This is a genomic window from Caloramator quimbayensis, from assembly GCF_900167605.1.
GTDB classification, from domain to species: domain Bacteria; phylum Bacillota; class Clostridia; order Clostridiales; family Caloramatoraceae; genus Caloramator_B; species Caloramator_B quimbayensis.
The window spans coordinates 1-26,109 of record NZ_FUYH01000017.1; the positions used below are offsets into that span (position 1 = coordinate 1).

Below are 26,109 nucleotides of genomic sequence, written 5' to 3' on the forward strand. Positions count from 1 at the left end.
CCTAAGGATGAAAAAGGATAATCCTGAGGGTTTGTCTCGTAGCCTTTGATATCCGTTGCATTATAGTGAACATAAGCAGTTAAGGCGAAGAGATACCTGTCATCCTTGACGATTTTGCTTTTAAATCTGTCTTGGAAGAGGTGGCCATGTCTTTTATGCCTTTTGTTAAAATACATGGCATATTTGTAGTTGATAAAATGCAAAATTTTCGATATGTCTGCCCCATTAGCATCTATAATAAAATGGGCGTGAGTATCCATTACGCAGTAGGAGTAAACTCTAAATTCAAACTGATCCTGAGCTTTTTTCATAAAATCCAAATATTTTACCTTATCCTTTTCGTCAATGTAAAGGTTTACCTCGGAAATACTTTTTACCATGATGTGATAAATAGAGTCAAAGGATTTTTCTCGTGACAATCTTGGCATAATAACGCACCTCCAGATTTGGTTGTATTTTTAGTATTATTTTGCCAATTTGGAGGTGGTTTTATTCATAAAATTATATAGTTGTAACAACAAATAAGTAACCGTCCCTTGCTGCTACCTCATTACTCCTGTTTTTGTGGCTGTAGGGATATGGTTATTATAGTTTCATAACCTTCCATTTCGCTACTTTTTCCTACATCTAAATTATAAGTATACCCACTCTTTGTTCCAAAGGATGTAAGGCTTTCATCGGTTTTTGTATCCATCTGTACTTTTGCCCCTTCTAAAACCTTATTATAAAATGCTATGACCTTTTTAACATCGTCCTTACTGAAAGCTGTAAGAACATAGCTGCCATCTAATTCTGTTACTGTTGAAATAAAGCTTCCCTCATATACAGGGAATTTATCAGAGGGATACTCCTTTGGAAGCTTTGCACTATTATTTGTTCCTTGTGTAACAGAAATCTTATAATTTGAATTTGAAGTTTCAGATTGTGAATTTTGTTCCTGTTTATTAGAGGAATTTTGATTTTCTGTTGTACTTTGAGTTTCTGTTTTTGGCTTGCTTTGTTCACCAGTTTTTGAGCCGCATCCTGCAAAAAGCAACAGTGATAAAATAACCATAAGACTAATTAATTTTCTTATCATATTAAAACCTTCATTTAAAATTAATCATCTATAGGAGTTAATATAATTTGAATCATTGTTTTTTCCTTACCACCTAAGGTGTTATCCATAATCATAACATTATATTCATAACCCTTTTTCTCACCCTGCATTGTGGATACTCCATTCATTGTAAAGGTTGATGCATCCTTTAGCAGAGTTTTATATTTTTTTAATACTTCTTCTTTTGATTCTTTTAGTTTAATAGTTACTTCATATCCATTTTTATTGTCCTCAGTTGGTACAGTATTAGAAATTGCAATAAAGGCATCTTCTGATATTGGGAATATATCTTGAGGATAATCCTTTGGCAAAGGGAGTCCATTCAAAGTATCGACGGAAATATCTTTATTTTCATCTATTTGAGATTCAGGATCAGGGATAAAATCAGTAGTAAAATCTATTTTTTTATTTTCTAAAAGCTTTGAGTTTAGATTTGCAATCTCACTCATAGCTTCAACATCAGTTAACTTCCTTAACTCTATACGAAACTTTCCATTAGGTTTAACTAAATTTCCAGTAACTTCATCAACCACAGTTTCTGAAGAGCTATATGTCCTTGAGACTTCAATATTTTTAGAGTCAGGAATAAGAGCTATTTGAGCATTAGCAAGTGATTCAGGAGGGAAAACTAAAGGAGGGCCATCGGAAACATCACGTCCTATTATATTTGATACCCAATCCTGGGATTTAGTTGGTGGTAAGGTAAATATAAGACTTTCTTTGACATTTAATCTTACAGGAAGTTTATCATATTGTGGAACATTATCTTTTTCGGTTATAAGGTCACCATATAATTCTATAAGTTCCCCAGTTGCGTCATAATTTTTAACTTGATCAAATGAACCACCTAAGTGCTTAACATTTACTGCTCCCTTTCCCTTATAGGTTAAACTTCTTGCTAATATATAGCATTTTTCAGTTTTATTATCATAAATTAAAATATCATTTGATATTAAAAATGAGTCAATAATCCCACTTGAAGAAACCTGGGCATTTGCTTCAAATTGATTGGTTTCAAATATACTAACTATTGTTTTATAATAGGTATTAGGCATGTTAGGATCAAGGGGCATATCAGAATCAGATAAAGAACCGTTATTTTTATCAGAAGAAGATGAATTTAAGCTTTCACTATTTTCATTTTGAATTTTAGTTTTGGTATTCTGATGAGAATTATTATTTGTATTTTTTTGGTTGTTTAAGGCTACTAAGACTGCTGCACCAATAACAATTAAGGTTCCCACAGCAGCAATGGCTTTTAAAATGGATTTACTCAATCCATACATCAATGTAACCTCCTAAAAACTAAAATTAACCATATATTATAATATTAAATTATTATATGATTGATTACAGTATTAATAAAAATAATTAAACATTTCATTGTATAAATATAAGAACATTATAAAATTGTTTTTTTAATATAGTATAAAAATAAAAGAGGCTGGCACTAATTATTTAGTGCCAACCTCTTTATATCCTTGCAACCTTTGATTTTATTGCAGCTTCTTTTACTGCCTGTGCAACTTTCTTTTGAACATCGAGATTGAAAGCCTTTGGAATTATATTATCTTCGCAAAGCTCACTATCGGGTATTGACTCTGCTATTGCCATAGCTGCGGCTATTTTCATTTCCTCGTTTATTGCACTTGCCCTGACATCGAGAGCTCCTCTGAATATTCCAGGAAAGGCGAGAACGTTGTTAATCTGGTTTGGAAAATCAGATCTTCCTGTTCCTACAATCCTTGCGCCAGCCTTTTTAGCATCTTCAGGGAATATCTCAGGGGTTGGGTTTGCCATTGCAAATATTATGCTGTCTTTATTCATAGTCTTTACCATATCTTCAGTTAACGCCCCTGCTACAGAAACACCTATAAACACATCAGCTTCCTTTATTACATCGGATAGTAATCCCTTTATATTTTCAGGGTTTGTAATGTTTGCAAGCTCAGCCTTTGATGAGTCCATGTTTTCACGGCCCTTGTATATAGCGCCCTTTCTATCGCAAAGAATTATGTTTTTTGCTCCTGATGATAAAAGAAGTTTTGCAATTGCTACTCCAGCAGCACCAGCACCATTTATTACTATCTTTAAATCTTCCATTTTCTTTTTAACTATCTTCAGAGCATTAATCAGTCCTGATAGAACAACAACAGCAGTTCCGTGCTGGTCATCGTGGAAAACAGGTATATCCAGTTTTTCTTTTAGCCTTTTTTCGATTTCAAAACATCTTGGAGCTGATATATCCTCAAGGTTTATTCCCCCAAAGGATGGAGATATTCTTACTATTGTTTCAACAAGTTCATCAACATCCTTAGAATTTATAACAATAGGGAAAGCATCAACATCACCAAAGCTTTTAAATAAAACAGCTTTACCCTCCATAACAGGAAGGGAGGATAATGCCCCAATATCACCAAGGCCTAAAACTGCAGTACCATCGGATATAACTGCAATTGTGTTCCATCTTCTTGTGTATATGTATGACTTTGATGGATCTTTTTGAATTTCAAGGCAGGGCTGTGCAACCCCAGGAGTGTAGGCTAAACTCAAATCCATTGAATTTTTTACTTCAACCCTCGATACAACTTCGATTTTTCCTTTTTTCTCCTCATGAAATTTGAGGGATTCTTCATAAATTGTCATAACTAATCCTCCTTTTTATTCTTCAAAGGGGAAGGAATATTGTGTAAGATTCAATTCTTTCTTTAATGTCAGCATATCCCTTTGAAGTGCTTCGTTTACAGGTACGCCTTTATCCTTTCTGTAAAGCCATGCTTCATATTCCTTTTCTCCAGCAGTATAAATTCTATCCTGTCCTGGAGCTTTTTTAGAATTTCTAAGCTGCCTTAGGATTTCTCCAGTGGTCTTTTTAAAATTTTCAAGCTCAGTAAATTCGCTTATATTAATTGCAATAAAGAAATGCCCAAGATGATAAGGCATAGGCTTATTGTTTTCATCAAAGCCCAAAAGCCCCTTAAGGAATGAACCGCCTTGAAGAGCAGCGGATAATATCTCAACAACAGTTGCATAGCCATACCCCTTATATCCTGCAGTTTCCTCTCCGATACCTCCAAGTGGAGTTAAGGCTGCTGTTCCTTTAACAAGGTCTTTTAAAATTTGATGGGTGTCGGTTCTTGCATTACCGTTTTCGTCTATAACCCAGCCTTTAGGTACATCCTTTCCTTCTCTATCGTATACCTCTATTTTACCCCTTTGTGTAATAGATGTTGCACAATCAAGAACAAAGGGGAATTCTTCATCAGTTGGCATACCGAAGGTTAAAGGATTAGTACCGAGCATATTTTCAACCCCGAAGGTTGGAGCGATTGAAGGCCTTGCGTTAGTTCCTGTAATGCCAATCATACCTTCTTTAACAGCCATAAGAGAATAGTATCCTGCAATTCCATAGTGAGTGGAATTTCTAACAGCAACCATACCCATTCCGTACTTTTTAGCCTTGTCTATGGCAAGCTGCATGGCTTTTTTGCCAATTACATGCCCCATTCCGTCATGACCGTCAACAACAGCTGTTGTAAGACCTTCTCTTACGATTTCAAAGTTTGTTACAGGATTTTGGATTCCAAGTTTTATTCTATCATAATATATAGGTTTTAATCTACCTATTCCGTGGGAATCTATGCCTCTTTTATCGGAGGTTATAAGAACATCAGCACATATTTTTGCATCCTCCAATGGGACCCCTACACCAACAAACACATCTACCATGAACTTTTCCATAGTTTCAAAATCAATCCAATAAATTTTTTCAGACATATTAACCCTCCTCAGTAAATTGATATTTTATTAACATAGAGGCTAAAAAAAAGCGCACAAAACAAAGGCTTAATGCCTTGCTTTGCGGCTCTCAACTCTCGCCAAATATTTACACTTTGATGATATCACTTAAAATAAATTAAATCAATAATTTTGTCAAAATATTATGCATTTAAATTAAAAAATTGAGCCCAAATTTTAATTTTCTTTTCAAAGTGATATAATCTAATAGGATAAAAATAAAAAATTTGGGGGAATTTATATGAAATATTCAAAAGAATTTAGTGTATACTACAGCGACGTAGATAGATTTAATAAATCAAAAACTCTTTCAATATTAAACTATCTTGAGGAAACAGCAATGAGCCACTCCTTAAGCGTTGGATTAGGCTTTGAAAAACTTTATAATGAAGGTTTCGCGTGGATTCTTGCAGCATGGCATGTTGAGATAGATAGAGCACCTTCCTTCAATGAAAAAATTACTGTTAAAACTTGGCCTGTTTGCTTTGACAAATATTTTGCCTATAGACATTTTAAAATTATTGATGAAATGGGAAATGTAATAGTAAGTGCAGCATCTAAATGGGTACTATTAGATATAAATAAAAGAAGAGCGGTTAAAATACCAAATGAGATTAAAAACTCCTATATTATTGATGAAGAGACTGCAACAAAACAGCCCTTTATGGATTTCAAAAAAATAGAAGTATTTGGTGATAAAAAGCAGTTTGATATAAGAAGAAGCGATATCGACACAAATAATCATGTGAATAATAAAAAATATGTTGAATGGGCAATAGAGACTGTACCTTATGATATTTATGATAACTACTATCTTTCTTCCTTTGATGTTTTATATAAAAGGGAGACGGAGTATGGGAATACTGTATTATCGTACTGCATGGAATCTTATAAGGATGAAAACAGCGCTGAGTATTACCATGCAATAAAATCAGAGGATGAATTAGAGCTTGCCCTAATCTTTACAAATTGGAAAAGGAGGTATTAAAACATAAAAGGGAAAAAAGAAATTAAAAAATAATATAAAAATCCTAAAAATAAAAGTAAAATAAATAGCTTAAAAACGAATTTAACAGTTTTAAATATTATTTGAAGAAGTATTATAAAAATAAAAAAGCATATTAAAAACTTAACCAAATCAATCACTCCGAAAAATGTTTTATATTATTATATTATATTACTCATAAAAAAGAAACAAATAAAGAATTTATGATTTTTAGAGTTATAATTTAGATGCATTGTTTATATAAAATTAAATTGAGGATTATTTTATTGAAAAAGCTCGTAAGAACAATTAAAATTTTGTAAAAATATTGACAAATCAATGCTGTGGTAATATAATTCTTTAAAAGATTAAATTCCTAAAGCAAAAGGCGTTGAAGGAGAGAAAGATGCTGAAATTAAACTCAAGAGAGCCAGCGTTTGGTGGGAGCTGGTGTTTAGCAGCATGTAATAATCACTCCGGAGCTTCCAGCCGAAAGATTAGTAGCGAGTAGGTTAGGACGGATGCCTCCGATACAGGGCTATATGGTTAAGATTTAATCATTATATTAAATCCGACCTGATTAAATAAGGCTTTTATGCGAATAAGGGTGGTACCGCGGAGAATAAATCCTTCGCCCCTGTGGATAGTTTTATATCCATGGAGGCGGAGGATTTTTTAATATAATAAGCAGGAGGTTTTAAAAATGAGTGAGTATTTTGCTTTTTACAATGGAGAAATAGTTAAAGAGGACAGCATAAAAATAAGCATAAGAAGCAAAGCTTTTAACTATGGATTAGGTTGCTTTGAGGGGATTAGAGCATATTGGAATGAAGAAAAAAATCAGCTTTATGTGTTTAGGCTGAGGGAACATTATGAGAGGCTTTTGCAGTCCTGCAAAACTCTTTATATTAATATTCCATACAGCGTTGAGCAGCTTTGCGATGCTACTGTTGAGCTTTTAAGGAAGAACAATTTTAAAACTACTGTATATATAAGGCCAGTTGCATATAAAAGCTCTGAAAAGCTCTCCCCATCCCTATATGATGATGAAAACAGTTTTTTAATTTACTGCCAGCCCTTAGAAAGATTTATAGAAAAAGAAGCTTTCAGAGTTTGCATATCATCATGGAGAAGAATTTCTGATAATATGATACCTGCAAGAACTAAACCTACAGGAGGGTATTTAAACTCAGCCCTTGCATCAATGGAAGCAACTTTAAATGGATATGATGAGGCGATTTTTTTAACTGACGATGGAAAGGTATGTGAAGGCCCGGGAGAAAACATATTTATATATAAAAACGGGAAACTTATAACACCCCCAGCATCGGATAATATACTTGAAGGAATTACAAGGGATATGGTTATAAAAATTGCTAAAAATGAACTTAACATACCAGTTGAAGAAAGGAGCATTTCAAGAACAGAGCTTTATGCTGCTGATGAAGTGTTTTTTACTGGAACAGCAATGGAGGTTGCTCCTGTTGTTGAAATAGACAGAAGAATTATAGGAAGCGGAGAACCTTCAAAGGTTGCTTTAGAAATAAGGAATTATTTAATGAATGCAGCTATGGGAAATATAGAAAAGTATATGGATATGTGCACAAGGGTTTATTAAAAATTTTAGGAGGGCAAGATACCCTCCTTTTTAACGTTAATTTTTAATTTAATTAGCTAAATAAGTAACCGTCCCTCTAAGGCTTACTAAAATAACCAAACTCATTAGCGTGTTGTTGAGTTTTAAATTTAATATCCTTTTATTATATCAACGACGTTTTTTAAAGGCTCGCCGTTAATGTACCTTTTAAGGTTATCATATATTATATTAAATCTTCTTTCATTTCTCATCTCTGAAATCCAAGAGTTGTGAGGGGTTATTATAACGTTTTCAAGTTCCCAAAGGTGACTGTCAGGTGGCAGAGGCTCATTTTCAAAAACATCGAGGGCTGCACCTGCTATTATTCCTTCCTTTAGAGCATCTATAAGGTCACATTCCTTTATGATGCTGCCCCTTGATATGTTTATTAAAAAGCTGCTGCTTTTAAAGAGTTTTAATCTTTCTTTATTGATTAGATGATAGGTTTTATCAGTAGATGGAATTGATAAAACAACAACATCAGCTCTATTTAAAACATTATTAAGCTTTTCTAAAGGATAACATTCATTAAAATACTCAGCATTCTTTCCAGTAGTATTTATTCCAAGTATGTTAACACCAAAGCCTGAAAAACGTTTTGCGGCCTCAACTGCTATGCTTCCAGTTCCTATAAATAATATAGTTTTGTTATAGAGCTCAAGAAGGGAAGTATCGAGTTTATATATTTTATTATCTTGCTTTTTATAAAATTCCTTGCTTTTTTTGAAAAGTTCAAGGGTTTTAAGTACTATCCACTCACCAATAGGTATAGAATAACCAGATTTATTGTTTGTAACTGTAATGCCTCTTTTAAGTACAATATCCTTTGGTACCTGATCTATTCCTATGCTTGACAGTTGTATCCATTTTAAATCATAAAACTTTGATATATCAATTTTTGAAAATGGATTGTAGCATACGAGTATCTGAGCATCTTCAATATCAGGGGAATTGGAGATAGTTCCTTCGTATTTGTATATAAGGTTATATCCAAGGTCAGAAACTCTTTGCATTTTTTCAGTACCGTAATCATATGTAAATAAAACCTTCATATTATCACCTGCTACTGCTTTTAATATTATTATATATTATACAATGAATTAATAAAAAGATTAAATGTAAAAAAAATAAAATGATTGAAGTTACCGATAGCGAAGTTATAATATATAGGTGGTTTTGGAAAAGAAGAATAAAGAAAGAAAATATAAGAAGCGCCTATGTATCAGATACATTTTATTTAACGATTCGTACCTATGATGGTAGAATCATAGCCTGCGGTAATGATTTTATTCTTTGGAGTTATGGAAAAAAATTAGAAATGATAGTTGATGAAGCTTTTGCTTCATCCATTTTTTTAAAATAGTTTATTTTTTTATCTATCTTTTATCTAATCATAACTTCTTTACTGAGTATGAAATTGCTGGTATTATATAAAAAAAGCTTAAAAATGAAGGGATATATATGAGTAAAACTTTAAAAATAAGAGATATTATAATCGGGGAAGGGATACCTAAGATTTGCACATCATTAGTTGATAGTACTATTGATGATTTGATTGAAGAATCATATAATTTAAAAAAATACGATTTGGATTTAGTAGAATGGAGAGCAGATTTTTATGAGGATATATATGAAATAGAAAAGGTTGAAAAGGCTCTTATTAGTATAAGAAAGATTATTTATGATAAGCCATTAATTTTTACCTTTAGAAGCGGGAAAGAAGGTGGAGCTAAAAATATAGATGAATCATACTATTTTGAATTAATTGATTTAATATTAAAAACAAAACTTGCAGATATTGTTGATATTGAGCTTTTAAGATGTGAAGAAAAGGTCAAAGATACAATAGATAAAGCCTGTAAAAACGGTATAGCTGTTATTTTATCTTATCATAATATTTATAATACTCCTTCAAGGGATGAAATATTAAACTATATAAATAAAGCAGACAATTTAGGTGCAGATATTATTAAGGTTTCAGTAATGGCTAAATCAACAAAAGATGTTATTACATTATTAGAGTCTGCATGTGCTGCAAAGGAAAATATTCAAAAGCCTTTTATTGCAATTTCCATGGGTAAAAAAGGAATTATAAGCCGAATATCAGGGGAGATATTTGGTTCCTGTATAACCTTTGGTTCTGTAAAAAATAAAAGTGCATTAGGACAGATTCATGTGGAAGATTTAAAAGCTATAATAAGCATTATTCACAAAAATTTATAATATTAAATTTTACTTCTATGAAAATTTAAGAAAGAATACAATAAATATAGATTGTTTTCTTACAATTTGGAAAAACGGTAAATTTTTGTTTTAAAATAGTTTATTCATATCTTGTGATGTATATAATTAGTGGAATATAATTAAAAAAAAGAATAAGTTATTCTCCGAATTATAATTCCTAAGGCTTTGGCTATGGATTATAATCGATGGGTATTGTTGGAAACGGCAGTGCCTTCCGCGTTTGAAAAGGGGAATTAATGGTTCTCCTTTTACATATATGTGAAAGGGGTTTTTTTATGAAAAAAAATTTAACTAAATTTTTTTACTTTTCTGTAATTTTCATTTTTTGTCTATCTTTTTTATCATGCACTTCTGTTAACGAAAAGAGCTTTATACTCGCAACAACAACAAGCACACAGGATTCAGGACTTTTAGATTACATACTCCCAGTATTTGAAAAAGAAACAGGTATAAAAGTTAAGGTAGTTGCAAAAGGTACAGGAGAAGCATTAGAGATGGGAAAAAGAGGAGATGCTGACTGCCTTTTGGTACATGCAAAGTCAAAGGAAGAGCAGTTTGTAAATGATGGATATGCTCTTAAAAGATATGATGTTATGTACAATGATTTTGTAATAGTAGGCCCTAAAGAGGATAGAGCCCAAATAAAGTCTACAGGTAATGATCCTTTGCTCGCTTTTAAAAAGATATATGAAAATAAGGTAGCTTTTATTTCGAGGGGTGATGAATCGGGAACCCATACAAAAGAAAAGGAGATTTGGAAAAAATTAAATATAAACATTAAGGGCGAATGGTATATTTCAGCTGGAACAGGAATGGGAGCTGTACTTAAAATGGCTGATGAAAAAAAAGCTTATACTTTAACCGACAGGGCTACATATCTTTCTATGAAGGATAAAATAAGTCTTGTAATTCTTGTAGAAAAAAACCCTATATTATATAACCAATATGGAATAATGATGGTAAACCCTAAAAAGCATAAAATAAAGGAAAAGGAAGTACAAACCTTTATAGACTGGATTTTATCAGATAAAACTCAAAAACTTATAGGGGAATACGGAAGGGACAAATATGGACAATCCCTCTTTATACCAAATGCAAAAAAATAGGAGAAGGTTATGGCAAGTGAAATTTTACCTGTAATTTTTTTATCACTGATTGTTTCATTTACATCGACATTTATTGCATCTGTTATTGGAATATCAGCTGCAGTACCCTTTTCTATTAAGAATTTTAAACTAAAAAAATATATCTTAAGAATTAATGAAGTGTTAATGAGCATGCCTCCTGTTCTTATGGGGCTTATAGTATATGTGGTTCTTTCAAAGGAGGGGTCTTTAGGCAATTATAATCTTTTATTTACCCCATTTGCTATGATAATTGCCCAGACTTTATTGGTAATGCCGATAGTTTTTACACTTACAGTATCATCACTATCTAAAGTTTCTGTTGAGATTATGAAAAACTGCAAAGTCCTTGGCGCAGGAAGATTTGAGATTTTTATATCTATTATTAATGAATGCAGGATGCAGATTCTTTCAATAATAACAACAGGCTTTGGAAGGGCAATATCAGAGGTTGGGGCTGTAATGATGGTAGGGGGAAATATAAAAGGCCATACAAGGGTTATGACAACTTTTATAGCCTTTGAAACAGGGAAGGGAAACTTTAGGGAAGCTTTTATTATAGGAGGGATACTTCTTTTTATATCTTTAATTGTAAATACCCTTATACACTGTTTTAAGGGGGAAGCGGAATGAGTGTTAGAATATGCAATATACAAAAGACTTATAACAGTAAAAGAGTTTTAGATATAGAAAACTACCATTTTAAAGAAAATTATATATATGTTATAAGAGGTAAAAATGGAGAAGGGAAAAGCACTCTTTTAAACATTATAGCAGGCATTGAAAAACCAGACTATGGAGAAGTTTTATATGATTTTAAGACAGACTGTTTAAGATATGATATTTCTATGATGCTTCAAAAACCATATTTATTTAATACAACAGTATATGAGAATATAATTATGGGATTAAAATACAGAAAGATAAATAAAAATGAAATAGATAAAAGGCTGAAAAGATACTGCAGCTATTTTAAAATGGGTGAGCTTATGAATAAAAACGCTAAAAAACTGTCAGGAGGGGAAAGTCAAAGAGTTGCTCTTTTAAGGAGTGCAATACTTGAATCAAAGCTAATGCTCCTTGATGAACCAACTTCCAGTATGGACTATGAAAATACTTTAATGGCAGAAAAACTTATTTTGGATATGAAAAATAAAGGCTCAACTATTATAATGGTTACTCATGATATGAGTCAGGCAAAAAGGATTGGCGATAAAATAATACTTTTAGAGGATGGGAGGATAAATTATGATTAGTGCAGCAGTTCTTACAATAAGCGATAAGGGCTCAAAGGGAGAGAGGGAGGACATTACGGGAAAAGATTTAAAGGAGCTTTTAGAGTCCTCAAATTACAGCGTTGAATATTACAAAATAATTCCTGATGAAATTGAGGAAATAAAAAGGGAGCTTATTTATATCTGCGATGAGCTTAAACTAAACTTGATACTTACAAATGGGGGGACAGGCTTTTCAAAGAGGGATGTAACCCCGGAGGCAACCCTTTCAGTAATTGAAAAAAACGCTATAGGTATTGCAGAGGCTATGAGATATAATTCACTTAAAATTACTCCAAAGGCAATGCTGTCAAGGGCAGCAGCGGGAATTAGGAAGGATACCCTTATTATAAATCTTCCAGGAAGCCCAAAGGGTGCAGTTGAAAATTTTAAATCTATAATGGATGCAATTCCCCATGGAATAGATATTTTAACAGGTAAGGCAAAAGAATGTGCAAGATAAGGGGCTGATAGTGTGGAACTTTTTAAGGTTGCAGACTTAGATGAAGCACTGAATATAGTTTTAGATAACAATAAAATCTCTTTAGGTTATGAAGAGATTGATATTTTAAATTCCTTAGACAGAGTTTTATATGAGGATATAGTATCCCCCCTTAATGTACCTGATTTTAGAAGGTCAACGGTAGATGGTTATGCAGTAAGATTTAAGGATACAATAGGCGCTAGTGAATCTATTCCAGCAATGTTAAACCTTAAGGGTGAGGTTGTAATGGGAAAGGCTGCAGATAGGGATATAAAAGAGGGAGAATGTGTGTACGTCCCAACAGGAGGGATGCTTCCTTATGGCAGTGATGCAGTTGTTATGATTGAGTATACTGAAAAGCTTGATGATGAAACGATTTTAATAAACTCACCTGTACCTTTTTTAGAAAACGTTGTTGAAATAGGAGAGGATGTTAAAAAAGATGAGATTATATTAAAAAAAGGAAGTATTATCAGACCTTTTGAAATAGGAGTTATGTCAAGCCTTGGAATTAAAAAAGTTAAAGTCTATAAAAAAGCAGTTATTGGGATAATATCAACGGGCAATGAGGTTTTAGATATAAATGAAAATCTTACTTTAGGAAAAATCTATGATATAAACTCTTATCTTCTAATGTCTTTAGTAAAAAAGGATATGGCAGAGGCTAAAAGCTACGGGATAGTAAAGGATGAGTATGATTTACTTAAAGGTATATTAAATAAAGCTTTAGATGAGTGCGATATAGTACTGATTTCAGGAGGAAGTTCTGTTGGCAAAAAGGATGAAACATTTAAAGTTTTAAACTCCTTTGATGATTTGGGGGTTTTAATCCACGGCATAGCAATAAAACCAGGAAAGCCAACCCTTATCGCAAGATGCAAAGGTAAAATAGTTTTTGGCCTTCCAGGGCACCCTTTAGCCTGCAGTGTTATTTATATTAGCCTTGTTAAAAAATATATACAAAGCCTTGTAAGCTTTTTTGAAAAAGAAATTCCTTTAAGCTGCACCTTTGGACTTAATTATCATAAAGCAAAGGGAAGGGAGGAATATCTTCCTGTTAATTTAATAGATGAATATGGAGAGTTAAAAGCATACCCTGTATTTACAAAATCAGGGCTTATAACTGGGTTTTCTAAGGCAGAAGGTTATATAGTAATACCTAAAAATGAAGAAGGACTTAGGGAAAATCAGAGGGTTTATGTTTATAGATTATAGGAGGATATTATGTCAAACATATATTTATCAAATTATGAGCTTAATGATGCTCTTAATATTTATTTTTCAAATTTTGATTTTAAAGAAAAACTTGAAAGGGAAGAAATTTTAACCTGTGAATCTTGCGGGAGAGTAACATCAAAGGCGGTATATGCAAAAATATCCTATCCTTTTTATAACTCATCGGCTATGGATGGTATTGCTGTTAAAAGCGAAAAAACTATTGGTGCTACGGAAAAGAATATGATAGAGCTTTATGAAAATGAGGACTACATAGTTGTTGATACAGGAGATCCTATACCTAAAGGCTTCGACAGCGTTATTATGGTTGAAGATATTATAAAGGTTAAAGAGGGCTGCGTAAAAATATACAAAAGTGTCCTGCCCTATGAGAATATAAGGCCTATTGGTGAAGATATTGTGCAAAATACATTAATCCTTCCATCAAACCATAAAATAAGGGCAGTAGATATTGGGGCTCTTCTTTGCGGGGGAGTAAATAGTATAAAGGTCTATAAAAAGCCTAAAGTAGGCATAATACCAACAGGAACGGAAATAGTAGAGCCTGCTTTAGACCTTAAGGTTGGGGACATAATAGAGTCAAATTCGAGGGTTTTTAGTGCCCTTATTAATGAATGGGGAGGAGAGGCTTTAAGATACGATATAGTAAAAGATGATTATGAAAAAATAAAAGCTGCAATAATAAAAGCAGTTGATGAAAACGACATAGTTTTAATAAATGCAGGCTCCTCTGCAGGAAGAGAGGATTTTACATATAGCATTATAAATGAGCTTGGAAAGGTTTTTATCCATGGAATTGCAATAAAGCCAGGAAAGCCTGTTATACTTGGGAAAATAAAGGATAAGCCTGTTATTGGTATACCAGGATATCCCGTTTCAGCCTATATTATTATGGAAAACATAGTAAAACCCCTTTTGGAAAAATATCAGGGACTTTTACATGATGAGGGGGATATAAAAGAGGCAGTTCTTTCAAGGAGAATAGTATCTTCGTTAAAACATCTTGAGTTTGTAAGAGTAAAGCTTGGATTCGTTGCTGATAAGCTTATTGCAACGCCTCTAAACAGGGGTGCTGGGGCAACTATGTCCTTAGTTAATGCTGATGGAATACTTAAAATTCCTCAAAACTGTGAAGGGTTAGAGGCAGGAAGCAAAGTTAAAGTTAATCTTTTGAAAAAAACAAATGAGATAAAAAATACAATAGTAGTAATAGGAAGCCATGATCCTATAGTTGATGTTGTTTCAGATTTATTAAAGAAAAGTGATGGAGGATACTCCCTATCCTCATCCCACGTTGGAAGCATGGGAGGAATACTATCTTTAAAAAAGCAAGAATGTCATATTGCACCTATCCATCTTCTTGATATGGAAAGCGGGGAATATAATATTCCTTATATAAATAAATATTTAAAGGGTATGGATATTGCGCTTATTAAAGGCGTTAAAAGGATTCAGGGGTTTATGGTTAAAAAAGGAAATCCATATAATATAAAAGACTTAAGGGATGTAGCAGAGCTTAAATTAAGATATATAAACAGGCAAAAAGGCTCAGGGACAAGGCTTTTGCTTGACTATAATTTAAAAAAGCTTGGAATAGATTTCAGTATGATTTCAGGCTATGAAAGGGAGGAGTTTACCCATCTTGGAGTTGCTGCATCAATTAAAGAAGATGATGCCGACTGCGGCATGGGGGTATACTCTGCAGCCAAGCTTATGGATCTTGATTTTATACCAGTATGCAGTGAAGAATATGATTTTGCAGTACCTGAATCTTATCTAGAAATGCCAATGATTAAAAAATTTATTGAAGTTATAAAAAGTGAGGAGTTTTTTAAAGAACTTGACAGACTTGGAGGATATGACTACTTAGAATGCGGAAAGATAGTAAAGGTTAGGGGATGAGATTGTGAAGGATGGATGGGGAAGAGATATAAATTATATAAGGATTTCGGTAACCGACAGATGCAACTTAAGATGTATATACTGCATGCCTTTGGAAGGTGTTGAAAAAAAGGAGCATGATGATATATTAAGGCATGAAGATATATTAAAAATTGTAAAATGCTGTGCAAAGCTTGGAATTAATAAAATAAGGTTAACGGGAGGAGAACCATTAATAGTTAAGGATATAGACAGGCTTATATATGAAATAAGCAAAGTAGAGGGAATTTACGATATAGGAATTACAACGAACGGCATTTTGTTAAAGGATATGGCAGGGGATTTAAAAAAGTGCGGACTTAAAAGAGTAAACATAAGCCTTGACACATTGGATGAGGAAAAATTTAAAAAAATTACAAGAAGAGGGCAGCTTAAAAATGTTTTAGATGCAATTGAAGAGTGCCTTAGAATTGGCTTGAGCCCTGTAAAGATAAATACAGTGCTTATAAGAGGAATAAACGATAATGAGATTGAGGATATTATGAATCTTACAAGAAAGTATCCTTTAGATGTTCGCTTTATTGAGCTTATGCCCATAGGAGAAGGGGAGAAATATTATAAGGATGGATTTATATCAAGCGAAGAGATAATAAAAAATCATAAAAGCCTTATTCCTCTTGGAAGAAAAAAGGGAGAGACAGCAGAAAATTATAAGCTTTCTGATGCAATAGGGAAAATAGGTTTTATAAGCCCTTTAAGCTGCAAATTCTGCGACAGCTGCAACAGAATAAGGCTTACCTCAACAGGAACTATAAAGCCATGCCTTCACTCTGAAAAAGAGTACAGCATAAGGGAATATTTAAACAGTGAGGATATGCTTTTGATGGCGATTAAAAACTCTATATTAAATAAGCCTAAGGAACATTATCTTGAGGAAAATGAGAAAAGCTTCAGTAAAAAAATGATGTTTCAAATAGGAGGTTAAAATGGAATTTACGCATATAAATAAAGAAGGAAGAGCAAGGATGGTAGATGTGAGCTTAAAGGATGAAACTTTAAGGGAGGCTGTAGCAAAAGGATATGTATACATGAAAAAAGAAACTTTAGAAAAGATAAAGGAGGGGAGCATTAAAAAAGGAGATGTTCTATCCGTTGCACAGGTTGGTGGAATAATGGGTGCAAAGAGGACAAGCGATATAATTCCAATGTGCCATCCAATTATGATGACAGGGTGCGACATTAGCTTTAAGCTAAATTTTGAAAAAGACAGAGTTGAAATAACATCAACGGTTAAAACAGTAGGACAAACAGGAGTTGAAATGGAGGCACTAAGTGCTGTAAGTATAGCTGCCTTAACTATTTATGATATGTGTAAGGCAATTGACAGAGAGATGATTATATCTGATATAAAGCTTATGAAAAAGTCTGGAGGAAAATCAGGAATTTTTGAAAGGAAGGAGGATTAATATGGCAAAGGTTTTAGCAGTTAATATAAGTTCAAAAAAAGGGGAGATAAAACATCCAATAAAAGAGGGGTATTTTAGAGAAAATCACGGCCTTGAGGGAGATGCCCATGCAGGAAACTGGCACAGGCAGGTAAGCCTTCTTGGAAAGGAGAGCATCGACAAAATGAAGGCCCTTGGTATTGAGGGGCTTTGCACTGGAAAATTTGCTGAAAACATTACAACCGAGGGGATTGAGCTTTATAAGCTTCCAATTGGTACAAAACTTAAAATAGGAGAAACTATAATGGAGGTAACACAAATAGGGAAAGAGTGCCATGCAGGATGCCAGATAAGAAACATTGTTGGGGACTGCATTATGCCAAGGGAAGGTATATTTACAAAGGTTTTAAAGAGCGGATATGTAAGGGACGGGGATGAAATAGAAATTTTACAAGAATAATTAATAGGAGTGTTTTATTTGATTGATGAAAGGTATATAAGAAACATTGAGGCTTTAACAGAAGAGGAATGCTTAAGACTTAAAAACTTTAGAGTAGGAGTTGTAGGATGCGGAGGCCTTGGAGGATACATAATTGAGATGCTCTCAAGAATTGGAATAGGATATATTGCTGCAGTAGACGGGGATGTGTTTCAAAGGTCTAATTTAAACAGGCAGATTTTATCAAGCAGCCTCTCTATAGGGAAAAAAAAGGCAAGGGAAGCAAGGGACAGGATTATGTATGTAAATCCTGATGTTAAAGTAGAAGCCTTCGAAGAGATGTTAAATGAAAATAATGCACAAAAAATTTTAAAGGGACTTGATTTGGCAGTAGATGCACTGGATAACATAGAGTCAAGGCTTCTTCTTCAAAGTAAGGCTAAGGATTTTAATATACCGCTAATTCATGGCTCAATAGGAGGATGGTACGGTCAGGTTACAACAATACTTCCAGGGGATGATACTCTTAAATTTATTTATAGAGAAGGAATTAAATCTGGAATTGAAAAAAAGCTTGGCAATCCTTCCTTTATACCCCCTTTAATAGCCTCAATACAGGTTAGTGAAGCTATTAAGCTTCTTTTAAATAAAGGGGATATATTAAGAAAAAAGATACTTTTTATTGATATATTAAACAACGACTTTAATATAATTGAAGTTTAAAATAACAAAAAATTACCAATGAAAAATGCGTATATATAATTTTAATAGGGTAAAAATATAAAATGTAAAGGGTATACAGTGGTTGAGCTAAGACTTATATATGATCCCACTGGGGTTATATATGGGTCGACCAAAGGTTGCATGCAGGTCCTGGCAGGCTTGCATGCAGCCGGAGGGAAGATTCTGCATGGTGGGGAAAAGCTTTATTGCAGTTGAACTTATTTTTGATTGTAGTAAGGTTCCAACTTATCATGCAGGGTCGAGCTAAGATTATATAGGGTATTGTAAACTTTGATATGGTTTAAGTCCCAGTAAGCTGCTGGCACTAGTGCTTGTATGCAGCCGAGAGGTTGCATACAGGTGCGTAGATATCCTATATAGTCGAACGAACCATCATTATAGGTTGTGAACTGCTCTATCATAGTCGGAAGATTATGGTTGGGTAATAAGCTATCTATAGTGGTGTAAGGTAGATTACTGTGTGCTCTTTAATTTTTTATTTTCTTTTTTTATGAATGGTTTCAAGTATAGCCTTATCGTTTTTATCATGTAATGCTTTAAAATATTTTTCAACAACTGCACGGGCAGAGGTAACTTCTTCATCAGTAAACTCAGGAAGATTATAAAAACTATATTTTTTAAAATTATTATTTGAAGAATTATTATACAGGGCATTTTTTAAAAGCTCTAAATTATCATACATTGAAGCTGTATTTCCATAAGTATTTTCAATATCTCTTCTTTTATATGAAAAAATCACGCTGTATTTTGAAGTATCAAGACTTCCTGTAGATTTACTATCTCTGTATGCAAATTTTATCTCATCAAGATTTTTAATCATAGCAAATAAAACGAGTGCATTTTTCTCCATTATTGTATAAGATGAGGCGTTTAAATTCTGCCCTGCAGAACCTTCCTGTTTTTCATAATAAACAGTAAGCCCTAAAGGCTTTTCCTTTGTATCTAAAGACATATATCTTTGTATATAATTTTTGCTTGGTAAAGGAAGACAGTTTATAATAGCGGATACTTTACTATTATTTCCTAAGTAAGGGGTTTTATGTTTTGATATTTCTTCAAGGTTGTAATTTGGTATATTAACTCTTACAACAAAGGAATAATTAACAGTGCATGACTAAAAAATAGCCACAACGACGGAATGAAAAAGTTTGTCACTTGTCAACTGGGTGGCACTTTTTTTGCTGTATACCTCCTTTATCCGGTATCTAACACCGTATATTGTAATATATATCCAAATATGGGAATGCTACATTTTCACACTAACCGTCCCTCCTATCATTACTCAAAAAGCTGATTTGGGAAATTACCGCAAATCAGCTTTTTGAGTAATGATTTATAAAGTTACTCTTTATGCATATTTACTTTTTTCGTATTGTAAACGCTTAAGGATTCTTTGATGTTTTTTTCAATTGCTAAATTGCCGTATTTATCAACTTCGCTTCTGTCCTTTGGACCGTGGCATAAGGATGCAGCACCGCCTATGCAGCCTCCGACGCATGCCATACCTTCCACGAAGTTGCCGTTTAGCTTTCCTATTTTTCCAAGCTTTAATGCTTTGTCACATTCTTTAAGTCCATCGCATACGACGGGTTTAAATTCAACATTTAGATTTTCCTCTTTAATAGCTTGCTTTATAGCCTCTGTTACTCCGCCTGATCTTGCAAATATTCTTCCAAAGAAAGATGCGTTGTTTAAAGGAGTTTCTTCGCACTCTTCAATGTTTATTTCAAAAGCATCAAGCATTGCCTGAAGTTCTTCAAAGGTCATAACATAATCTGTGCTTCCCTTTAATTCATCCCTTTGTATTTCTGCTTTTTTAGCTGTACATGGTCCTATGAATACAACCTTAGCACTGCTGTCTATTTCCTTTATAAGTCTTGATACTGCAATCATAGGTGATACTGTTGAGGACATATTACCTTTAAGGTCAGGATATTTTTTCTCAATATATGATACAAAAGCAGGGCAGCAGGATGTAGTCATGAATTTTTTATCCTTCAGCTTTTCAATAAGTTCTTTTGATTCGGTTTCTGCTACCATGTCAGCTCCAAGGGCTGCTTCAACAACATCATAAAACCCAAGCTTTTTAATTCCTGTTACAACTTGTTCAATTTTTGCATAGGTAAACTGGCTTGATATTGCAGGCGCTATTACAGCATATACACGGATGCTTTTATCTTCCTTAGTTTTTTTAAGAAGATTAATAATATCTACAACGAAGGATTTGTCCATTATTGCACCAAAGGGACATTGATATACGCAGGCACCGCACTGAATGCATTTTTCATTGTCTATAACAGCCTTTTTGTTTTCATCTATACGGAGCGCAGAAGCGCTGCATGCCTTTCTGCAGGGCCTCATAACATCCGATATGGCGTTATAAGGACAGGCATTTTTGCATCGTCCGCATTCTATACATTTTTCATGGTCTATATAGGATTTTCTGTCTATTATATAAATGGCACCAACAGGGCAGGCTTCTTTGCACTTGTGGGCAAGACAGCCTCTGCAGGCTTCAGTTACTTTAAAACGGTGAATAGGACATTCATCGCAGGCCTCGCTTATAACCTCTATTACGTTGGGATTTTTTTTGTTTCCTCCCATTGCGAGTTTTACTCTTTCTGAGACAATGGCTCTTTCCTTATATATACAGCATCTTGTCATAGGTTTAGGGCCTGGTATTACTTTCTTTGGAATATCAAAAACCTTTTCACTTAAAGTCCCTTCATCAGCATATTTAATTACCTGCTTTAAAACCTTATATTTTATTAACTGTACATCATTTTCAAAATTTCTCATATAACCACTTCCTTATAACATAATTTACCCTATTTAAATTAAACCCTTTATTATATGGCATTTGACATAAAATATTGCCTTTAAAAGTATACTATTACTTTGTAAAAATATCAATTCTATAAAGTTAAATATTTAATGAATATATTTTTGATAAGATGCTACCTTATTCTATTGTACATAATTTTATTATTTGTTACAATTATAATTGTTAACAAATTAACATTAATTTTGGAGGGGTCAAAGTGCTTAGTGTGTATATATGTGTAGGAAGTTCCTGCCATCTAAAAGGTTCTTATCAAATTATGAAAATATTCCAAGAAATTATAAAGGAAAAAAAATTAGAGGAAAAGGTTGAACTTAAAGCATCCTTTTGCCTTGGCAATTGTACAAATGGTGTTTCAATAAAGGTTGATGATGTAATTTTTGGAAACCTAACTCCTGAAAATGCAAGAGAAAAGTTTGATGAATATATATTAAAGAAGGTTAATAGCAATGATTAACACAATAAGATTCAAGGAAGCAAACTGCAAAAACTGTTACAAGTGTATAAGAAGCTGTCCTGTAAAAGCCATATCTTTTAATAATGATCAGGCTCAAATAATGGAGGATAACTGCATACTTTGCGGAAATTGTCTTAAAGTATGCCCTCAGAATGCTAAAAGCGTTGTGGATGAAATAGGGAAGGTAAAAGGATTTATAAAAAAAAAATACAGCGTCTATGCAAGCATTGCGCCTTCTTTTCCCTCTGCATTTAAGTCCAATAATGCAAAAGCTCTGTTTTCTGCTCTTGAAAAACTTGGATTTTCTTATATAGAAGAAACAGCTGTAGGAGCTTTTGCAGTATCGAGAGAATATGAAAAACTTATAAAAAAAGGTGAGATGAAAAATATTATAACAACAGCATGTCCGGTTGTTGTCTCCCTTGTTGAAAAATATTATCCAAAGGCTATAGAATATCTTGCCCCTGTGGTATCTCCTATGATTGCCCATGCAAAGATGTTAAAACATGCCTATGGAGAAAATATAAAGGTTGTATTTATTGGACCCTGCCTTGCAAAGAAAAAAGAATACAGGGATGGAGAAAATGATAATTTAATCGATGCTGTAGTTACCTTCGATGAGCTGAAAAAATGGCTTGAAGATGAAGGCATTGATTTAAATGAGTTCCAAAATGAAAATATTAAAGATGATGAAACTCTAATTGAGGGATATTATCCCATAGTTGGCGGTATATTAAAAACTATTAATAAAGAAAGCAGTTATAAATTTTTAAGCGTTGATGGTTTGAAAAGTTGCATGGAAACTCTTGATGCATTAGTTAAAGGAAATATTAATGGATATTTTATAGAGATGAACAGCTGCAGGGGTGGATGCATTAATGGTTCATGCAATAATAACAGCAGCTTTATTGAAGCCTATGATGATGTCTTGAATTATGTAAGTAATAAAATAGTAAGCGGTTTAAAAGATATTAAAGTTGATGTCGATTTATCAAAGGGTTTTTGCGATAAAGAAGTAAAAAATATTATACCTGATGATAAAACTATCAGGAGTATATTGAAAAAAATAGGTAAGTTTAAAAAGGAAGATGAGCTTAACTGCGGTGCCTGCGGATATTCAAGCTGCAGGGAAAAGGCAATTGCAGTTTATAATAATAAGGCAGACCTTCATATGTGCCTGCCTTATATGAGAGAAAAAGCTGAGTCCATATCTAATATAATTATTAACTCCTCTCCTAATGCAATACTTGCTTTAAACAGCGAGCTTTATATTCAGGAGGCTAATAATTCAGCATATAGGATTTTTAATATAGAAAATATGAACTTAGTTGGTAAGAATGTATTCGACTTTTTCGATTGCCCTGACTTTGCAATTGTAAGGGATACTGAAAAGGATATTTTAAATCAAAAGATTCATTATGATAAGTTTGATGTTACTGTAGAGCAGTCAGTAATATATTCAAAGGAACACGAGGCAATTATAATAATAATGAAGGATATAACAAAAGAAGAAAAAAATCAGGAGCAAATGAATAAAGTTAGAAGTGAAACTGTTGAGATTGCACAAAGAGTTATCGAAAAGCAAATGAGAGTTGCTCAGGAAATTGCAAGTCTGCTTGGAGAGACTACAGCAGAGACCAAAGTAGCATTAACTAAACTAAAGGACACAATAGTAACAAAGATGGGTGAAGACGAATGAACTTTTTTATAGATGCAGATTATGAGAGTATTAACAAATTTAATGAGGAACTCTGCGGAGATAAGGTTGAAATAATAAGAAACAAGGAATCGGTTATAGTAGTTCTTGCCGATGGGCTTGGAAGCGGAGTTAAGGCTAATATACTTTCAACTTTGACGAGCAAAATAATAGGGACTATGCTCTCTAAAGGCTCAAGCATAGATGAAGCAGTAGAGACTATAGCAAAAACTCTTCCAGTATGTAAAGAAAGAGGCATTGCCTATTCTACCTTTTCCATACTGGAGATATTCAGCAGTGGGGAAGGGTATATTGTAGAGTTTGATAATCCGTCAATTATAAGGCTTAAAAATGGAAAGTATGCACCTCTTCTTAAAAATGAGAGAACTATATATGATAAGAAAATATATGAGACCAGATTTAAAATAGACTTAGACGATACATTTATTATGATAAGCGATGGAGCAGTGCATGCAGGAATAGGGCAGATGCTGAACTTAGGATGGCAGTGGGAAAATGTTAAGGAATATACAGAGAGAATGTATAAAAAGGAACTGCCTGCTAAAAACTTTGCAAGGTTATTAGTTAATGTCTGTGATAATCTTTACGGACAAAAACCTGGAGATGATACTACAGTTGTTGCAGTAAGGATTAGAAAGTCTCAAAACGTTAACGTATTAATAGGTCCTCCTGTTGATAAGGAGCTTGATGAATATGTTATTAAAAAGTTTATAAACAGCGATGGGAAAAAGGTTGTATGCGGAGGCACAACATCTCAGATAGTCTGCAGGGTTTTAAAAAAAGAGCTTAAGGTTAATTTAAACTACATTAATCCTTCAATACCTCCAACGGCGGAGATAGATGGTATTGATTTAACCTGTGAAGGCGTGCTTACAATGAGCAAGGCAGTTGAGCTTGTAAAAAGATATATTTCATCAAAGGATACTTCAACAAATTTGTTTTATCTTAATAAATATGATGGTGCCTCAAGACTATCTAAAATGCTGATAGAAGAGGGCACTAACATACATTTTTTTGTTGGAAGGGCAATTAATCCCGCCCATCAAAATCCTGAATTTCCTCTCGATTTAGGATTAAAATTGAAGCTTGTTGATGATATAGCTCAGTATTTAAAGTCCCTTGGAAAGGAGGTTACAGTAGATTATTTTTAAAAATGTATACTATAAAATTAAAACTTTATAAACCCAGTAAAAGAAAAAGAGATATAATAGATGAAACGATGAAAAATTATTCCCTTGCTTATCAGTACCTTCTTGACAGGGCCTATGAGGATATTAAAAGAATTGAGAGGGACTTTAAGGACAGCATAGGAAATTACAGCACTATGAATATAATAAAATGGATAGATAAGGATATTTGTAAGGAACTAAACAGGTTTTCAATAGAGCCCTTTAAGGATGCGCTTAAAATGGAATTTGCATCAACAATTGTAGGATATTTAAAACTGAAGCAGAGCAAAGGGAGGGTATGCTACCCCTGTGCCTATATATCAGATGAGAAACTTGAAAGGATGTATTCTAATATTACAAAGGATTTTTTAGAAAATAAAAAAGACTTTTCGTATTATGAAGCTGAAATAGAAAAGATTTTAAAGAAGAACAAGCCGAAACCTTTGTTTTTTGGAAGATACGATAAAAATAGAAATTACTGCCTTCTTTATGATGAAAAGTCTAATAGATATTTTGCAAAGCTTTATCTTTTAAATGTAAAAAGCACGAAACGAGAAAGAATAAATGTCAGCGATGAAAGAAAACTTAAATATGTTTATAAGGATTTTGAAACTGTAGAAGATAGGGGAAGAAAAGAGTGTTTTTTGTTATTTCCCTTATCCTTTGGTAAATATCAAGAAGAGTATTTAAAACAGGCTCTAAAAAACCCATCTATTTTAAAGGTTGCAAGGCTTGTAAAAGAAAATGGAGAATATTATCTTTTAATAACTCTTGATATAAAAATGCCTGATAGAATCGAAACTAATAATTTTATGGGGGTTTCGAGGGGAATTAATGATGACATATATTATACTATTTCTGATAATGAAGGATGTGAATTAGAGAGCGGCTTCATTTCAAATGATAATATTCATTGCATTGCAAACCAAATAGTAGAAAGAGCCTATGATAATAAATGTCAGGTAATTATGCACAAAAATTTCAATATGGGAGATAAGCTTAAGTGGGTTGATGGTGAAAGAGAGATAATGCCAAGGCTCAGCCCGAGGGAGTATAATAAGCTCTGCAGTATTTTAAATTATAAACTGTTAGAAAAGGGACTGCCATCTCCTGTAAAGGTGAGCTGCAAAGGTATATATACTACCTGTCCATCATGCTTATCTAATACTATAAAAAATAGGTTTTCAGAGAAACTTTATATTTGTGTATATTGCGGTTATGCTGACAGCATTGAACATGTTGGAAGTTTAAATACATCACGAAGGCTTATAAAATACCGACAGGATAAAATAAAAATAAAGGTTGTAAAAAATAATGGTGTGTTAAGATTTATAAATAAGGATTTAGACCTTAATTTTGTTCCGCAAAATCCATACAATTGCAAAGAGGAATTTATAGAGCATTTAAAGCTGCTTATTAAAGATTTTTATTCAAAAGGTTCAATTAATGATAAAAATTATAAGAAAAGATTCAGCCTTATAAAAAAGATAGAAAACAGCAAAGATATATTTGAACAGATACAAATAATAGAGTAA

At 33.1% G+C, this 26,109-nt stretch carries 27 protein-coding genes, 1 riboswitch and 1 other annotated feature; of the genes, 19 read left to right on the forward strand and 8 right to left on the reverse strand.

What is annotated here, in order from left to right; genetic code table 11:
* From B5D15_RS10665 to B5D15_RS10685, 5 genes are all read right to left on the reverse strand, one after another.
* A partial coding sequence (locus B5D15_RS10665; protein WP_179122271.1) for a transposase occupies positions 1-428 on the reverse strand: 428 nt, incomplete at its 3' end.
* A 122-nt stretch (positions 429-550) separates the two neighbouring features.
* Complete coding sequence (locus B5D15_RS10670; RefSeq protein WP_078697116.1) at positions 551-1,078, reverse strand: hypothetical protein; 528 nt, start codon at positions 1,076-1,078, stop codon at positions 551-553.
* 20 nt (positions 1,079-1,098) lie between these two features.
* The gene (locus B5D15_RS10675; protein ID WP_078697117.1) at positions 1,099-2,385 is read right to left on the reverse strand and encodes a hypothetical protein; all 1,287 of its coding nucleotides are present in this window, start codon (positions 2,383-2,385) and stop codon (positions 1,099-1,101) included.
* A gap of 187 nt (positions 2,386-2,572) precedes the next feature.
* Positions 2,573-3,745: an NAD(P)-dependent malic enzyme gene (locus B5D15_RS10680; RefSeq protein ID WP_078697118.1), complete on the reverse strand. Its 1,173-nt coding sequence runs from the start codon at positions 3,743-3,745 to the stop codon at positions 2,573-2,575.
* Between the two features lie 15 nt (positions 3,746-3,760).
* Entirely contained in the window at positions 3,761-4,876 is a 1,116-nt protein-coding gene (locus tag B5D15_RS10685; protein WP_078697119.1) for an Ldh family oxidoreductase, read from the reverse strand.
* Positions 4,877-5,138: 262 nt separating this feature from the next.
* Here B5D15_RS10685 and B5D15_RS10690 point away from each other — a divergent pair, with 262 nt between their 5' ends.
* The gene (locus B5D15_RS10690) at positions 5,139-5,885 is read left to right on the forward strand and encodes an acyl-[acyl-carrier-protein] thioesterase (RefSeq protein ID WP_078697120.1); all 747 of its coding nucleotides are present in this window, start codon (positions 5,139-5,141) and stop codon (positions 5,883-5,885) included.
* A gap of 379 nt (positions 5,886-6,264) precedes the next feature.
* Positions 6,265-6,524, forward strand: a binding site (T-box leader).
* Positions 6,525-6,585: 61 nt separating this feature from the next.
* Positions 6,586-7,500 (forward strand): branched-chain amino acid transaminase, encoded by a 915-nt coding sequence (locus tag B5D15_RS10695; RefSeq protein WP_078697121.1) that lies wholly within the window; start codon positions 6,586-6,588, stop codon positions 7,498-7,500.
* Between the two features lie 128 nt (positions 7,501-7,628).
* Here the strand turns inward: B5D15_RS10695 and B5D15_RS10700 are convergent, their stop codons facing one another.
* Positions 7,629-8,570, reverse strand: a complete 942-nt coding sequence (locus tag B5D15_RS10700; protein ID WP_078697122.1) for a phosphoglycerate dehydrogenase — start codon at positions 8,568-8,570, stop codon at positions 7,629-7,631.
* 80 nt (positions 8,571-8,650) lie between these two features.
* Between B5D15_RS10700 and B5D15_RS10705 the strand changes: the two genes are divergently transcribed.
* From B5D15_RS10705 to B5D15_RS15470, 13 genes are all read left to right on the forward strand, one after another.
* On the forward strand, positions 8,651-8,881 hold the full coding sequence (locus B5D15_RS10705) for a hypothetical protein (RefSeq protein ID WP_078697123.1): 231 nt from the start codon (positions 8,651-8,653) through the stop codon (positions 8,879-8,881).
* A gap of 98 nt (positions 8,882-8,979) precedes the next feature.
* Positions 8,980-9,741: a type I 3-dehydroquinate dehydratase gene (gene aroD, locus B5D15_RS10710; RefSeq protein WP_078697124.1), complete on the forward strand. Its 762-nt coding sequence runs from the start codon at positions 8,980-8,982 to the stop codon at positions 9,739-9,741.
* A 150-nt stretch (positions 9,742-9,891) separates the two neighbouring features.
* Positions 9,892-10,009: riboswitch (molybdenum cofactor riboswitch) on the forward strand.
* Positions 10,010-10,037: 28 nt separating this feature from the next.
* Positions 10,038-10,868 (forward strand): ABC transporter substrate-binding protein, encoded by an 831-nt coding sequence (locus B5D15_RS10715; protein WP_078697158.1) that lies wholly within the window; start codon positions 10,038-10,040, stop codon positions 10,866-10,868.
* 9 nt (positions 10,869-10,877) lie between these two features.
* On the forward strand, positions 10,878-11,519 hold the full coding sequence (locus B5D15_RS10720; RefSeq protein WP_078697125.1) for an ABC transporter permease: 642 nt from the start codon (positions 10,878-10,880) through the stop codon (positions 11,517-11,519).
* Complete coding sequence (locus tag B5D15_RS10725) at positions 11,516-12,142, forward strand: ATP-binding cassette domain-containing protein (protein WP_078697126.1); 627 nt, start codon at positions 11,516-11,518, stop codon at positions 12,140-12,142. The genes B5D15_RS10720 and B5D15_RS10725 overlap by 4 nt, the downstream gene beginning before the upstream one ends.
* Complete coding sequence (locus B5D15_RS10730) at positions 12,135-12,623, forward strand: MogA/MoaB family molybdenum cofactor biosynthesis protein (RefSeq protein WP_078697127.1); 489 nt, start codon at positions 12,135-12,137, stop codon at positions 12,621-12,623. The genes B5D15_RS10725 and B5D15_RS10730 overlap by 8 nt, the downstream gene beginning before the upstream one ends.
* A gap of 12 nt (positions 12,624-12,635) precedes the next feature.
* Positions 12,636-13,859 carry a molybdopterin molybdotransferase MoeA gene (locus B5D15_RS10735; protein ID WP_078697128.1) on the forward strand — a complete coding sequence of 408 codons (1,224 nt, stop codon included), beginning with the start codon at positions 12,636-12,638 and terminating at the stop codon, positions 13,857-13,859.
* Positions 13,860-13,865: 6 nt separating this feature from the next.
* A complete protein-coding gene (locus B5D15_RS10740) occupies positions 13,866-15,782 on the forward strand; it encodes a molybdopterin biosynthesis protein (protein WP_143287290.1) in 1,917 nt (638 codons plus the stop codon).
* Positions 15,783-15,786: 4 nt separating this feature from the next.
* On the forward strand, positions 15,787-16,746 hold the full coding sequence (moaA, locus tag B5D15_RS10745) for a GTP 3',8-cyclase MoaA (RefSeq protein ID WP_078697130.1): 960 nt from the start codon (positions 15,787-15,789) through the stop codon (positions 16,744-16,746).
* 1 nt (position 16,747) lies between these two features.
* Positions 16,748-17,227: a cyclic pyranopterin monophosphate synthase MoaC gene (gene moaC / locus B5D15_RS10750; RefSeq protein WP_078697131.1), complete on the forward strand. Its 480-nt coding sequence runs from the start codon at positions 16,748-16,750 to the stop codon at positions 17,225-17,227.
* 1 nt (position 17,228) lies between these two features.
* Complete coding sequence (locus B5D15_RS10755) at positions 17,229-17,666, forward strand: MOSC domain-containing protein (protein WP_078697132.1); 438 nt, start codon at positions 17,229-17,231, stop codon at positions 17,664-17,666.
* 18 nt (positions 17,667-17,684) lie between these two features.
* The gene (locus B5D15_RS10760; RefSeq protein ID WP_242948736.1) at positions 17,685-18,368 is read left to right on the forward strand and encodes a HesA/MoeB/ThiF family protein; all 684 of its coding nucleotides are present in this window, start codon (positions 17,685-17,687) and stop codon (positions 18,366-18,368) included.
* A gap of 121 nt (positions 18,369-18,489) precedes the next feature.
* Entirely contained in the window at positions 18,490-18,636 is a 147-nt protein-coding gene (locus tag B5D15_RS15470) for a hypothetical protein (protein ID WP_179122272.1), read from the forward strand.
* A gap of 228 nt (positions 18,637-18,864) precedes the next feature.
* Here B5D15_RS15470 and B5D15_RS10765 read toward each other — a convergent pair whose 3' ends face one another.
* Entirely contained in the window at positions 18,865-19,464 is a 600-nt protein-coding gene (locus tag B5D15_RS10765) for a DUF4825 domain-containing protein (protein ID WP_078697133.1), read from the reverse strand.
* A 266-nt stretch (positions 19,465-19,730) separates the two neighbouring features.
* Positions 19,731-21,188 carry a 4Fe-4S dicluster domain-containing protein gene (locus B5D15_RS10770; RefSeq protein ID WP_078697134.1) on the reverse strand — a complete coding sequence of 486 codons (1,458 nt, stop codon included), beginning with the start codon at positions 21,186-21,188 and terminating at the stop codon, positions 19,731-19,733.
* A 242-nt stretch (positions 21,189-21,430) separates the two neighbouring features.
* Here B5D15_RS10770 and B5D15_RS10775 point away from each other — a divergent pair, with 242 nt between their 5' ends.
* The 4 genes from B5D15_RS10775 to B5D15_RS10790 are packed head-to-tail and all read left to right on the forward strand — an operon-like array spanning position 21,431 to position 26,109.
* Positions 21,431-21,688: a (2Fe-2S) ferredoxin domain-containing protein gene (locus tag B5D15_RS10775; RefSeq protein ID WP_078697135.1), complete on the forward strand. Its 258-nt coding sequence runs from the start codon at positions 21,431-21,433 to the stop codon at positions 21,686-21,688.
* Entirely contained in the window at positions 21,681-23,387 is a 1,707-nt protein-coding gene (locus B5D15_RS10780) for a [Fe-Fe] hydrogenase large subunit C-terminal domain-containing protein (RefSeq protein WP_242948737.1), read from the forward strand. The genes B5D15_RS10775 and B5D15_RS10780 overlap by 8 nt, the downstream gene beginning before the upstream one ends.
* On the forward strand, positions 23,384-24,556 hold the full coding sequence (locus B5D15_RS10785) for a SpoIIE family protein phosphatase (protein WP_078697136.1): 1,173 nt from the start codon (positions 23,384-23,386) through the stop codon (positions 24,554-24,556). The genes B5D15_RS10780 and B5D15_RS10785 overlap by 4 nt, the downstream gene beginning before the upstream one ends.
* 2 nt (positions 24,557-24,558) lie before the next feature.
* Positions 24,559-26,109, forward strand: a complete 1,551-nt coding sequence (locus B5D15_RS10790; RefSeq protein ID WP_078697137.1) for a hypothetical protein — start codon at positions 24,559-24,561, stop codon at positions 26,107-26,109.

Bases quoted from the DNA above. Each gene is read 5' to 3' on its own strand.
- B5D15_RS10720 (WP_078697125.1), top strand. From the start codon at position 10,878: ATGGCAAGTGAAATTTTACCTGTAATTTTTTTATCACTGATTGTTTCA.
- B5D15_RS10790 (WP_078697137.1), top strand. From the start codon at position 24,559: ATGTATACTATAAAATTAAAACTTTATAAACCCAGTAAAAGAAAAAGA.
- B5D15_RS15470 (WP_179122272.1), top strand. From the start codon at position 18,490: ATGGGTCGACCAAAGGTTGCATGCAGGTCCTGGCAGGCTTGCATGCAG.
- B5D15_RS10755 (WP_078697132.1), top strand. From the start codon at position 17,229: ATGGCAAAGGTTTTAGCAGTTAATATAAGTTCAAAAAAAGGGGAGATA.
- B5D15_RS10730 (WP_078697127.1), top strand. From the start codon at position 12,135: ATGATTAGTGCAGCAGTTCTTACAATAAGCGATAAGGGCTCAAAGGGA.
- B5D15_RS10685 (WP_078697119.1), bottom strand. From the start codon at position 4,876: ATGTCTGAAAAAATTTATTGGATTGATTTTGAAACTATGGAAAAGTTC.
- B5D15_RS10780 (WP_242948737.1), top strand. From the start codon at position 21,681: ATGATTAACACAATAAGATTCAAGGAAGCAAACTGCAAAAACTGTTAC.
- B5D15_RS10715 (WP_078697158.1), top strand. From the start codon at position 10,038: ATGAAAAAAAATTTAACTAAATTTTTTTACTTTTCTGTAATTTTCATT.
- B5D15_RS10700 (WP_078697122.1), bottom strand. From the start codon at position 8,570: ATGAAGGTTTTATTTACATATGATTACGGTACTGAAAAAATGCAAAGA.
- B5D15_RS10785 (WP_078697136.1), top strand. From the start codon at position 23,384: ATGAACTTTTTTATAGATGCAGATTATGAGAGTATTAACAAATTTAAT.
- B5D15_RS10670 (WP_078697116.1), bottom strand. From the start codon at position 1,078: ATGATAAGAAAATTAATTAGTCTTATGGTTATTTTATCACTGTTGCTT.
- B5D15_RS10695 (WP_078697121.1), top strand. From the start codon at position 6,586: ATGAGTGAGTATTTTGCTTTTTACAATGGAGAAATAGTTAAAGAGGAC.
- B5D15_RS10770 (WP_078697134.1), bottom strand. From the start codon at position 21,188: ATGAGAAATTTTGAAAATGATGTACAGTTAATAAAATATAAGGTTTTA.
- B5D15_RS10725 (WP_078697126.1), top strand. From the start codon at position 11,516: ATGAGTGTTAGAATATGCAATATACAAAAGACTTATAACAGTAAAAGA.
- aroD (WP_078697124.1), top strand. From the start codon at position 8,980: ATGAGTAAAACTTTAAAAATAAGAGATATTATAATCGGGGAAGGGATA.
- B5D15_RS10680 (WP_078697118.1), bottom strand. From the start codon at position 3,745: ATGACAATTTATGAAGAATCCCTCAAATTTCATGAGGAGAAAAAAGGA.
- B5D15_RS10705 (WP_078697123.1), top strand. From the start codon at position 8,651: ATGATTGAAGTTACCGATAGCGAAGTTATAATATATAGGTGGTTTTGG.
- B5D15_RS10690 (WP_078697120.1), top strand. From the start codon at position 5,139: ATGAAATATTCAAAAGAATTTAGTGTATACTACAGCGACGTAGATAGA.
- B5D15_RS10675 (WP_078697117.1), bottom strand. From the start codon at position 2,385: ATGTATGGATTGAGTAAATCCATTTTAAAAGCCATTGCTGCTGTGGGA.
- moaC (WP_078697131.1), top strand. From the start codon at position 16,748: ATGGAATTTACGCATATAAATAAAGAAGGAAGAGCAAGGATGGTAGAT.